At 64.1% G+C, this 11,711-nt stretch carries 8 protein-coding genes; 2 read left to right on the forward strand and 6 right to left on the reverse strand.

From position 1 onward, the window contains the following. On the forward strand, positions 1-4,356 hold a 4,356-nt coding region (locus tag V6M52_RS18350; RefSeq protein ID WP_332702379.1), incomplete at its 5' end, for a hypothetical protein. Positions 4,357-4,588: 232 nt separating this feature from the next. Here V6M52_RS18350 and V6M52_RS18355 read toward each other — a convergent pair. Beyond that, positions 4,589-5,593, reverse strand: a complete 1,005-nt coding sequence (locus tag V6M52_RS18355) for an NADPH:quinone reductase (RefSeq protein ID WP_332702381.1) — start codon at positions 5,591-5,593, stop codon at positions 4,589-4,591. Positions 5,594-5,653: 60 nt separating this feature from the next. On the opposite strand from V6M52_RS18355, the gene V6M52_RS18360 reads away from it, so the two are divergent. Next, positions 5,654-6,028 (forward strand): winged helix-turn-helix transcriptional regulator, encoded by a 375-nt coding sequence (locus V6M52_RS18360; RefSeq protein WP_332702383.1) that lies wholly within the window; start codon positions 5,654-5,656, stop codon positions 6,026-6,028. Positions 6,029-6,180: 152 nt separating this feature from the next. On the opposite strand, the gene pyrF is transcribed toward V6M52_RS18360, so the two are convergent. From pyrF to V6M52_RS18385, 5 genes are all read right to left on the reverse strand, one after another. Next, a complete protein-coding gene (gene pyrF / locus V6M52_RS18365; protein WP_332702385.1) occupies positions 6,181-7,083 on the reverse strand; it encodes an orotidine-5'-phosphate decarboxylase in 903 nt (300 codons plus the stop codon). A gap of 158 nt (positions 7,084-7,241) precedes the next feature. Then, the gene (locus V6M52_RS18370; protein ID WP_332702387.1) at positions 7,242-8,438 is read right to left on the reverse strand and encodes an MFS transporter; all 1,197 of its coding nucleotides are present in this window, start codon (positions 8,436-8,438) and stop codon (positions 7,242-7,244) included. An 88-nt stretch (positions 8,439-8,526) separates the two neighbouring features. Then, positions 8,527-9,585, reverse strand: a complete 1,059-nt coding sequence (locus V6M52_RS18375; protein WP_332702389.1) for a glycosyltransferase family 4 protein — start codon at positions 9,583-9,585, stop codon at positions 8,527-8,529. Positions 9,586-9,699: 114 nt separating this feature from the next. Next, positions 9,700-10,497, reverse strand: a complete 798-nt coding sequence (locus V6M52_RS18380; RefSeq protein WP_332687884.1) for a UDP-2,3-diacylglucosamine diphosphatase — start codon at positions 10,495-10,497, stop codon at positions 9,700-9,702. 88 nt (positions 10,498-10,585) lie between these two features. Beyond that, positions 10,586-11,677 (reverse strand): glycoside hydrolase family 3 N-terminal domain-containing protein, encoded by a 1,092-nt coding sequence (locus V6M52_RS18385; RefSeq protein ID WP_332702391.1) that lies wholly within the window; start codon positions 11,675-11,677, stop codon positions 10,586-10,588. Positions 11,678-11,711: the final 34 nt, after the last annotated feature.

Genomic DNA, 11,711 nt, shown 5'->3' on the forward strand with positions numbered 1-11,711 from the left:
GAGGTCACCGCGCTCGAACGCACCTATTCGGACAATGAATCGCGCATGCGCGCACTGATCGCCGAACTGGCCAGCCAGCGCGAAAGCGTGCTGACCAATACCGAGCGGGTCCGCGAAGCCATCACCGAGAGCCATACCGGCCTGGTGTTCGACCTCGACATGATCAGCCAGCGCATTGCCGGCACCATCGTGGAAAGCGGCGGCAGCCTGACGCGCGCGCTGGAGACGGCCGGCAATACGCTGACCAACACCTTCGGCGAGCGCACCGAGACCTTTGTGTCGCTGGTGGACAATCGCACCACCGACTTCATCGGCGCCCTCGACGAGAGCGCCAGCCGCCTGTCGCTGACCTTCGACGACCAGACCGCCACCATGGCCCGCACGCTCGACGAGCGTGCCGCCGATCTCAATGGCGGCGTCGAGAGCCGCATCGCGTCGCTGACCGATGCGCTGGACGCCCATTCGACCTCCATCGCCAGCGCCATCGACTCGCGCACCCAGGCCATCGAGGAGCGCACCGCCGCCCTCACCGGGTCGTTCGAGGACCGCACTCAGGCCATCGCTGGACTGATCGAATCGCGCAGCGGCGAATTGGCCTCCGCGCTCGACGAGCGCACCGCGGCTCTCTCCACGCTGCTGACCGATGGTGGCACTTCGCTGCTCGACCAGTTGCGCGACCGTGGCCACGAAGTAACCGGCGGGCTGGACATGATCGGCCAGCGCATTGCCGAAGACATCTCCGCCCGCTCACGCGAGGCCGAAGTGCTGCTCAGTGCGCTGACCCGCCAGCTCGACGAATCCGTCTCCATCCAGCTCAACGCGATGGACAGCCGCCTGCAATCGGCCGTGATCGAGATCAATGGCGCGCTGGACGACACCTCCGAACGTGCCCGCATCACGCTGGCAACGGCCGGCCAGGACTCGCTGGGCCAGTTCGATGCGCGCCTGACCGAAATCGCCACCATTCTCGACACGCGCCTGCATACGCTGGACGATGTCATCGGCGACAAGGGCGACGCGCTGATCGCCCGGCTTGAACAGCAGGGCACCAGCTTTGCCGCCCGGGCCAATGTGCTCGAAATGGCACTCAACGAAGAGTCCGGACGCTTCAACGACGTGGTTGCCGAGCGCACCCGCGAGATGGGCGAAGTGCTGGGCGCACGCACCAAGGCCATTACCGAAAGCCTCAGCCACCGTACGCGGGAAATCTCGGAATCGCTGGAAGGCCATGCCGGCATCATCGCCGAAGCGCTGGATGGCCGCACCAAGGAATTGAGCGACACGATCCGCGCCCGCAGCGAGGAACTGGGCGAGGCCCTGACCACCAGCACCGGCGCCTTCGATCAGGCCATCGCCGGACGAACCCAGCGGCTCGCCGACACGCTGTCGGAAAAGACCACCGCGCTGTCGCTCGAGATCGACTCGCGCACCGGCACCCTGGCCAGCCAGCTCGACGAACGCACCACTTTGCTGGTCACCCAGATCGAGGAACGCACCGGCACGCTGACCGGCGAACTCGACGCCCGCTCCATCGAGCTGCGGTCTGCCCTTGATGGCGGCACCGCTCAGCTGGCACAGGCCGTCGGGACGCGCACTCTGCAGCTGTCCGAAGCGCTCGGCCAGCGCACCCAGGCCCTGTCCGACACACTCGAGACCCACACCGCCTCGATCGGCGAGACGATCGGGCTGCGGACGGCCGAACTTGCCGACACCCTTGCCCTGCAGGGCGAGGAAGCGCGCGCCAAGATCGACGGCTCGCTGCGCGAGGCCACCGACAATATGGGCCAGCGCGTGACCTCGATGTCCACGCTGATCGCCGACAAGGTGGCCGAGCTCAACAGCAATCTCGGCCAGGGCCTCGACAGCGCCATCGCCCGCCTGTCGGACGCCGAACATGGCGTCACGGCCCGTATCGACTCGGCCAGTACCTCCGTCAGCGAAAGCGCCCGCCGGGCCGCCAGTCTCATTGAGACCGGCGTCAACTCGGCACGCGACGCCATCACCGAAATGGTGGACCAGCGCCTGGGTACCCTACCCGAGGCCATCACTGCCCGCGCCGACATCACCGCAGAGCGCCTGGCCGCGCTCAACGCCTCGATCAATACCTCGATCACCCAATCCATGACGGATCTGGAAGCCGGCGCCGACCGCATCGAGGAAACCATCGCCACCCGCATCAACGCGGCAAGCCAGACCATCGTGTCGGACATCACCAACACGGCCAATCACATGGACAGCGCCGTACGCACCGCGCTGGAGCAGATCCGCGTGGCCGCGACCGATATCGACCATCTGCTGACGGTCAAGGCCGTGGGCGCGGTCGACAGTATCGAAACGCGTCTCAGCGACATCAACCGCTCGGTGGAACAGCATACCAATGCCTTCGCAACCCTCGTGACCGAGAAGTCCGAGCAGTTGCAGGGCGCCCTGATGAGCCACGGCAATCTGCTGCGTGATGCGCTGGGCGAGAATGCCAAGGAAGCCGAAGCCATCATGGCCGTTTCCACCTCGCGCATCCTCACCGACGTCACCTCTGCGCTGGGCAAGCTCAACGACTCCAACCTGCTGCTGCAGCGCGTGCTCGATGCCTCGACGGCCAATCTGGCGAACCTGGAAACCAGCGTCGCCCAACAGACCGCCACCTATTCCAGCACCGTGCGCGACGCGATCGGCCAGACTGAGCAGGCTGGCGCCATGGTCAGCCAGCATGTCGGCGCCCTGCAGACCACCATCCGCAGCATGGTCGACGAGTTCTCGACCGTACTCGGGCGCCTGGACGTCGAAGCCGAGCAGATGGCCCAGGCCTCGACCGCCCTGGCGACCACCAGCGACGGCGCCCTGCAAACCCTCGAAGACCGCCGCGGCGCCATGGACGCCCTGGCCCAGAGCTTTGCCGCCCGCGCCGACGATATCGATGGCCGCATGCGCATGTTTGCCCAGTCGATCGCCGACACCGTCAACGACACCGAGCGCCGCCTGATCGGCGCCCGCCGCGCCATGGATGAGGCACTGTCCGCCACCACGGGCACCATTGTCGAAACCATCGAGGCCTCCACCAGCACGGTCACCGAGGCGCTGCAGAGCAATGCCAACCAGGTGGACAGCGCCGTGCAGCGCGCTGCCGACGCGGCTGCCGCCGCGCTCAACAAGACCGCATCCTCGGTGCGCCTGGCGCTCGAGGACAATGCCAGCCATGTCAGCGACGTGCTGGCTTCCACCGCTGGCAGCGTGACCGACGTGCTCAACTCGACCACCAGCACGCTGGCAGACACCATCAACGACAGCTCCGCCTCGGTGCGCAACGCCGTTGCCGCCAATGCCGGTACGTTCCGCCGCGCGCTGGACGAGACCACGGGCGAAGTCTCCGGAAAAATGGGCGACTTCCGTCTGGCCGCCGATGCCGAAGGTCGCCGCGCCACGGCCGCCCTGCAGCAGGCCCAGCAGCAGATGGCCGAGGAAATGCAGCGCGCCATTGAGGAAGCCACCCTGCGCTTCAACGACACCGCCCGCGCCATGCGCGAGACGGCCCGCGAAGTGGGCAGCGAGCTGGAAGCCACAAGGGCCGAGCTGGCCCGCGGCGTCAACGAACTGCCCGAGGAGACCCGCGCCAGCGCTGCAGCCATGCGCCGTGTCGTGGCCGAGCAGATCGAAGCGCTCAGCGAACTCAACGCCATCGTGCGCAGCCAGCCGGCAACGCATGACCTCAACGATCGCCGCCCGCAGCGCCCTGCCCTGCGGTCCGAGCCGCGCAATGAGGCCCCGGCCTACCAGCCGCCGCGCCAGCCCGAACCGGCTCGCGAAACCTATCGTGCCGAGCCGGCCCGCCAGACGCTGGTCGACCCGATCCGCACCATCGAGCGCCAGCCCGAACCGTTCCGCGCGCCCGAGCCGGTCCGCCATGCCGAGCCAGCCGCAGTGGCCGAGGCCGCGCCTGTCGCAGCGGGCGAAGGCGGATGGCTGCGTGACGTGCTGCGCAACGCCACCGCCAAGCAGCAGGGCAGCCAGCCGCAGCCGCAGCAGTCGGGCCTCTCCGGCCTGACCGAAGAAATCGCCCGCGCCATCGACGACAATGCGCTGGCCGACGCCTGGGCCCGCTACCAGGCTGGCGAATCCAACGTGTTCTCGCGCCGCATCTACACTTTGGCTGGTCAGGGCACCTATGACGAAGTGCGCAAGAAGCTGCAGCGCGAGCCCGACTTCGCCCGCACGGCGCAGGCCTATATGTCGGAATTCGAGCAGCTGCTGAAGCGCGCCGCCGCCGGCGCCAACCCGGCCGCCGAGACGCGCGAATACCTGCTCTCCGATCGCGGCAAGGTTTACACCACCCTCGCCCATGCGAGTGGCCGGCTGAACTGATTGCCGCATGATGAATGCAAAAGAGGCCCCGGAACAGTCCGGGGCCTTTTGTTCTTGAGTTCGTAGTGTGACTGGCTGGAATGGGTGGAATGCGGCCTGTCCGCTTTTCGATGGCAGTTCGTGAAAGCGGACACTAAACACTCCGCAGTACCTGTCTTGATACAGCGTGGAAGAGCCGAAATTCGGGTCGGGTCGAACGTCCATCCCACCTTCGGCTCTGCCAAATTCTAGCTTATGGTAGGACCAAAATCGTCTTACCCAGATCTCCGCGCTCGACAGCTTCATGTGCTTCTACGATGGAGGCAAGCGGCAGCGTTCGGCCAATCTGATGAGTCAACTGCTTCGCCTCAAGCGCCGAATTGATGGCCTCGGCCGCTTCCAGATGGGCCTGCTTGGGCATCACGTAAACCAGCACAAAGCGTATGGTGACGTCGAGCATCACCAGGGGCCAGAACGGAAGCTTTGGCTCGGGCACCGCATCGCTGGCATAGCTGGCGACGACACCATTTGGCGAGATCGTTTTGATGATCAGCTCAAGATTGGCGCCGAACGCGACTTCAACAAAGCGGTCAACGCCACGGCCATTGGCATCGCCTGTGAACCCGCCTATTGCCGTTGCCAAATCGTCGACATGACGATTGAGAACAAGGTCCGCCCCCGCCGTCGATGCGGATGCTGCAGCCTCGGCGTTACCAACCGTGGCAATGACCCTGGCGCCGCCCAGCTTGGCGAACTGGATTGCGTACCGGCCGACGGCCCCGGCGCCGCCCGAAACCAGAACGGTCTTGCCATCGACTGGACCGTCGGCAAACACGCAGCGCCAGGCGGTCATGGCCGGAATACCCAAACACGCACCTTCCTCGAAGCTCACGCCATCCGGCAGGCGCACCGCCTTGTATGCCGGCACGGTCGTGAATTCGGCGGCCGAGCCGTTCCAGCGGCCCAGCGTGGATTCATAGAACCAGACGCGTTCGCCGATGCGGCTTTCGAGCTCGGGGGAGCCGACGCCGACAATTTCCCCAGCGCCATCCTGATTGGGAACGACCCGCGGAAACGCCATGCCGCGACCACCGCGACTCTTGGTATCGGATGGGTTGACGCCCGAGGCACGGACGCGAACCAGAACTTCGCCCGGACCAGGCGTCGGATCCGACAAGTCGCCAATTTCAAGAACCTCGCGAGCGGGGCCATTTTTTGAGTACCAAGCAGCTTTCATGGAACGATCCTCTTGCTTCACATCGAAGTTAGAGGTTTGATACGTCTGAGAACAGTACGTACAAAGAGAACATGTACTATCATGAATGATAGCACCCCTATCCAAACCCGCCCTCGTCGACGTGCCGAACGCACCGGATGCGCCGTGGAGGTGACGCTCTCGGTCATCGGAGGGTTGTGGAAGCCGGTGATCCTGTTTCACCTGCTCAATGGCAAATTGCGCTTCAATGCCCTGTGTCGCATGGTCCCCAACGCAACCGCGCGCATGGTGACGCTCCAGTTGCGAGAGCTGGAGCGGGATGGGGTCATCAATCGCATTGTATATCCGGAAGTGCCACCACGAGTAGAATATGAACTGACCGATCTAGGCCGTTCGCTCGAGTCGGTTCTCCTCAGCATGCGCAACTGGGGTGCTGGCTTTGCTGGCATTGGGCAGACCGATCCGAATTGTCAGTAATGCAAATTTGGAGACCTGGCTCGACACAGCAGAACTTGGGAACGTGCGCTAAGGGCTCGAATGACCGATGACGATTTCAGTCATGCGAATCGCGGCGGTGAAATTTTCGACTCGCCCGCGAGGCGTGGCGGCAGGAGCGATTGAGCGGGGGCTTACCCGACGGCGGCCTGCGTCTCATTGTAGTCGTAGGCGATCGCGGTTCGAAATTGGCCGACCCGTTCCAGGATCGTGGAGCGATAGACGTCCAGCGGAACATCCCGATCGTCAACACGGGTCAGTCCGCGCGAGACAGGGACTAACAGATCGCCGATGCGCGAACCGCGCAGCGAATGGATGGCAGTAACGTCCCCGCCCTGAGCGCCAAGACCTGGTGCCAGGATGATGGAGCGAGGCAACAGCTGCCGCAGGCGGCGCCCCTCTTGCGGAACAGTTGCGCCGATGACCGCGCCAAAGGGACTTAACGAGTGCTGCTCGCCGATCGCAAGCGCCGCGATGAGATCGGCGACGTGGTCGGAGATCAGCCTGTTTCCAGCCATCTTGTCCTGGATCCAGCCTGCTCCGGGGTTCGAGGTCCGACAGAGAACGAAGAGGCCTTTGCCAAATTGGCCCGCGCAGTCGACGAATGGCGCCAGGGTGTCGGGGCCCATCAACGGATTGATGGTCAGGCAGTCGGCTTCGAAATCGCCGCTGCCACCGGCTGAGGCCGGCGCGAGATATGCTTGGGCATACGCTGTCGCCGTTGCGCCGATATCTCCGCGCTTGGCATCGAGAATGACGCCCATGCCGGCCGCTTTGGCGCGATGCATCGCGACAGACAACGCGTTGAGGCCGATCAGTCCCCTCGCCTCGAAATACGCGGACTGAAACTTTACGAAGCCCACATGGCCTTCGACTGTGTCGAGGATGAAGTCGACGTAATTTGCGATCCAGTTTGCGCCGCCGTCGCGGACAAAGGCATGCGGAACGTCTGGAAGGGAAGGATCGATGCCGACAACGAGATCACCAAATCTCTGCACATTGGCTTGCACAATTTCGACCCAAGTGCGGTTTTCCAAAGGAGGCTCCTTGTCCGGGGTTGCTGAGAGGTGTGCGGGGAGACCCATAGATAGAAGGTTTGCCCGGTGATGCCCAGCGTCCGCTTCGGGTCTGAAGCGGACCTCATCAGAGCAAAGACCTAGCGGCTGGAATGGGGTCGAAAGCCGCTTCCCAGCCCCTACCCCACCAGCGACTTTGGCGGGCGCATCCTCAGCGAGACCAGCACGCAGACGATGGCGACGATGGCCGTGACGGTGGAATAGAAGAAGGCATACGAGCCGAAATGCTCGACCAGAACGCCGAACACGATCAGCGCCAGCATGGCCGCACCCATATTGAGCATATTGGCAAAGCCCTGCGCCTCGGCGGCATTGGCCTCATTGGTCCAGTTGGCAATGAAGTGCACGACGCCGAAATAGCCCATGCCGAAGCTGAAGGCATGCAGGGTCTGTGTCAGGAACAGCACCTCGACGGGCGGGTTGAACGCCATCACCGTGAAGCGAAGAAGGCCGGCCAGCGCGGCTGCCAGGATCATGTTGCGAGCGGTGACCCGTCCACCAAAGCGGCGCCAGCCAAACATAAGAATGGCCTCGCCAACCGCCGCTATGCCCAGAAGCGGGCCTAGAAAGTAGGTGGGAATGCCGTTCTGATGCCAGAGCAGCGCGCCGAAACTGCCGATCACGGCATTGCTGGAATTGACCAGCGCGAAGGCCACCAGCGGAAGGACGAACCAGAGTTGCAGCGAATCCTTGAGGCGGCTGCGTTGACCGACAGGCTCCGGAACATTGGCCAGCGTCAACTTTGGCGCCGGCGCCCGGAACCGCGGCAGGAGATAGGCCAGCGCGGCGCGCGCCACCACAGTAATGACATAGAGGGTGACGAAGGCGCCCGACCCCAGCACGTTGAGCAGAAGGCCGATCCCCGCCGCCGCAAACACATAACCCACCGTGGCCCATGCCCGCACGGCACCGAAATCGGTGCCATTGCGGCGCGTCATGCGCACCGTGGCGGCGTCGATGACCGGCGCCACCAGGCCATTGCTGGTGGCGCAAAGCGCCCAGACGAGCAGGATGCCCCAGAATTCGGATACGAAGTAAAGCGGCAGCGGCGCAAGCGCCGACGCCAGTGAGATGACGATCAGCGCCGTGCGCCAGTCGTCAGCCTTATCGGCAATGCGGCCGACGATGATGTTAAGCAGTAGCAGGCACAGGGTCGGTAACGCGTTGATGATGCCGATCTGATCGGCCGGCAGACCGTGTTCGTTGAGCCAGATGCCGAGGAAGACCGAAGCCACACCACCGGGGATATAGACGGTGAACTGATAAACAGAAGCGCGCAGCTCGGGACTGGCCGAGCGCGATAATACCGATGGCATGAAAAATGAACTCCGGGCAAATCAGCGCCCGGAAGCCTTGGTGACTCGCATCGCTCGCCAAAGCAAGGCCGATTGTGCAACGTTGCTACTAGGCGGTTGCCGCCAGTTGCCGCATGGGCACATGGAGCGGTTCGAGCGCGCCGAGGAACTGCGCCGCACTGGCCGCCCAGGTGAAGCGCTCGCCATGGGCGCGGGCATCGGCGCGGTCCAGCTTCAACGCCCGGGTCACGGCAACGCCGAGGTCGTTGTCGAGCGCCCCGGCCTTGGGGTCGCTCAGCACATCGCGCGGGCCGGTAACCGGGAAGGCCGCCACGGGCGTTCCGGAAGCCAGCGCCTCGGTGATGACATTGCCGAACGTGTCGGTGAGACTGGGAAAGACCAGCACATCGGCGCTGCGATAGAGCTCGCCCAGCTCCTCGCCGTGGCGATAGCCCAGAAACACTGCCTGCGGATGCGCCTTCATCAGGCGCGCACAATCGGGACCGTCGCCAACCACGATCTTGGTGCCGACGACATCGAGATCGAGAAAGGCCTCGACATTCTTCTCAGCGGCGACACGACCGACATACAGCAGGTGCGGCCCATGCAGATCGTGGAACTGCGTCTTGGCGCCCGGCCGGAAGCGCGCGCCATCGACGCCCCGGCTCCACAAGTGCAGATCGGCAAAACCCCGCGCCAGCAGCTCGTCGCGCAACGACGGCGTCGGCACCATGGTGCGGGCCGCCGCGGCATGGAACCAGCGCAGATAGCCGTAGCTCCAGTCCTGCGGCACCGGCACGCGCATGGCCAGGTATTCGGGGAAACGGGTGTGAAAGCTGGTGGTAAAGCCCAGCCCCCGGTTGAGGCAATATTGGCGCGCCAGCAGGCCCAGCGGCCCTTCGGTGGCGATGTGGATATGGTAGGGTTCGACGGCCTCGATGTGCCGCGACACGGCGCCGAAGCTGGCGATAGAAATCCGCACCTCGGGATAGGTCGGCACCGGCAGCGTCCAGAACCGCTCCGGCGTGAGGAAGGCCACTTCGTGCCCGGCAGCGCTGAGTTCCCGCCCGACGCTTTCGAGCGTGCGCACCACGCCATTGATCTGCGGGCGCCACGCATCGGTAACGATCAGAATGCGGCGGCAGGCTTCGGCAGGGATTGGGGACACGGCGGCACCGCCACAGCTTGAAACGCTGTGGTAGATTCGCGTGAGTCCAAGTCGGTGGTGTGAACGCGCCGTGACGGTTGCTTGACGACGGCCTGGAGGCCTATGCGAGCCGCCCTAGCTTACGGCGCGTCGCAGGCGGAACTTGCGGGGTTCGCCAACGACCATTTCGGTCCACTTCACCAGCTCGAAAGCGCCATCCGCGGTCTCGACAATGGCGGTGCAGCTCTCCACCCAGTCGCCGGTATTGATATAGTGAATGCCCAGGCGGTCATGCATGTCGGCAAAATGGATGTGGCCGCAGATGACGCCGTCGACGCCTGATTCCCGGGCCTCGTGCACCAGGGCTTCTTCGAAACGCCCGATGACCGAAACGGCATTCTTGACCTTCTGCTTGGCCCAGGCCGACAGCGACCAGTATTGCAGGCCGAGCCGCCGGCGGACCCAGTTGATGGCGATATTGACGCGCAGCGCGGCGTTATAGGCCCAGTCCCCGACATGGGCGAGCCACTTGGCATTCATCACCACCACGTCGAACTGATCGCCATGGATGACGAGATAGGTCTTGCCCGAGGCCGAGGTATGCACGGTGCGGTCGACGAACTCGACCTCGCCGAAATAGGTGCCGAGATATTCGCGCAGGAATTCGTCGTGATTGCCCGGCAGATAGACGACGCGCGTACCGGCACTGGCCTTGTCGAGCAGCACCTGCACCAGGATATTGTACTCGCTGGGCCAGTGCCAGGATTTGGCCAGGCGCCAGCCATCGACAATGTCGCCGACCAGATAGATGGTCTCGGCGTCATGCGCACGCAGGAACTCGATGAGTTGCCCGACCCGGATGGGTTTCATGCCCAGATGGACGTCCGAAATAAATATCGCCCGGACCTGTCGGACTTCGCGGTCATCCGCCATCAAGCAACGACTCCTGCTTCGTGGGCGCACTTTATCCGCGGATGTTGCCGGAGGAAACCTTTGGCGGTGAGGAAATGGTGAAGCGGCCTCAGCGAATGCGCGCCTTGAGCGCCACGATGCGCTCGTAGCTTTCTTCTATCCGCGCCGCGAAGGCGGGATCAGTCTCGGCTTCGGCCAAGAGGATTGCGAGAATTTCGCGGCCCAGGCTGGCGCGATATTTGGCGGTGTTGGAGAACAGCAGCACATCCATGCCGGCGCGCACCCCCATGGTGACGGTCTGCTTGAGGGTGAAATGATCGCGGATGGCGCCCATTTCGAGATCATCGCTGATCACCACGCCGTCATAGCCAAGCTCCTCGCGCAGCACGCCGGTGATCCATTGCGGGGAGAGCGAGGACGGGGTTTGCGCCCCCGCGTCGGAATAGTCGGCGTGGTAGAGGTGGCCCACCATCACCATGTCGACCATGTCCGCCGCGATCAGCGTGCGATAGGGATCAAGCTCGCCGGGCTGCCAGGTCTCGGTGATGTCGACGAACCCCTCGTGGCTGTCGCCGGTCGACGAACCATGGCCGGGGAAATGCTTGAGTGCGGTCAACAGGCCCGCGGCGTGATGGGCGGTGATGAAGGCCTCGTCATAGGCCGCGACAGTGGCAGCGTCGGTGGCGAAGGCGCGGCCAAATTTGGCGATGATCTGGTTGTCCGGATTGAGATTGATGTCGGCGACCGGGCCGAAATTGACGCTGAAACCAAGTTCGGCAATCGAGGCGGCCATGGTCGAATAGATGGCCTCCGCCTGCTCCGGGCTGTTATTGGCAGCCACAGTCGCAGCATTGGGGATTTCGCGGAACCCGACCTCACTGGTCAGCCGCTCGACCGCCCCACCCTCCTGATCCAGCGTGATGAATGGCGGCAAATCCGGCGCAGCGGCACGGAACGCGGCATTCATGGCGCCGACGGCATCGAGGCTTTTGACATTGATCTTGAGCAGCATGACCCCGCCCAGCCGCCCGGCTGAAAGTTCGGCGCGCAAGGCCACGACATCGGCATCATCGGCGTCGTCACCCTGAAAGCCAACGACAATCATCTGCCCGGCCATCTGCTCCAGCGTAGCCGCGTGGGCCGCAACGGACAGAAGCAGCAAGGACAGGCCGGCGGCAAGGCATTTGAAATGAGAGGTCACGGGCAGGTCCGGTAGAAGAATCGTTGCGCGACGA

Origin of the sequence: Devosia sp., assembly GCF_036676215.1 — a bacterium.
Lineage (GTDB): Bacteria > Pseudomonadota > Alphaproteobacteria > Rhizobiales > Devosiaceae > Devosia.

What these genes read in the sequence shown, in the direction of transcription:
- V6M52_RS18360 (WP_332702383.1), top strand. Translation starts at nt 5,654, where the DNA reads ATGAATGATAGCACCCCTATCCAAACCCGCCCTCGTCGACGTGCCGAA.
- V6M52_RS18370 (WP_332702387.1), bottom strand. Translation starts at nt 8,438, where the DNA reads ATGCCATCGGTATTATCGCGCTCGGCCAGTCCCGAGCTGCGCGCTTCT.
- V6M52_RS18380 (WP_332687884.1), bottom strand. Translation starts at nt 10,497, where the DNA reads ATGGCGGATGACCGCGAAGTCCGACAGGTCCGGGCGATATTTATTTCG.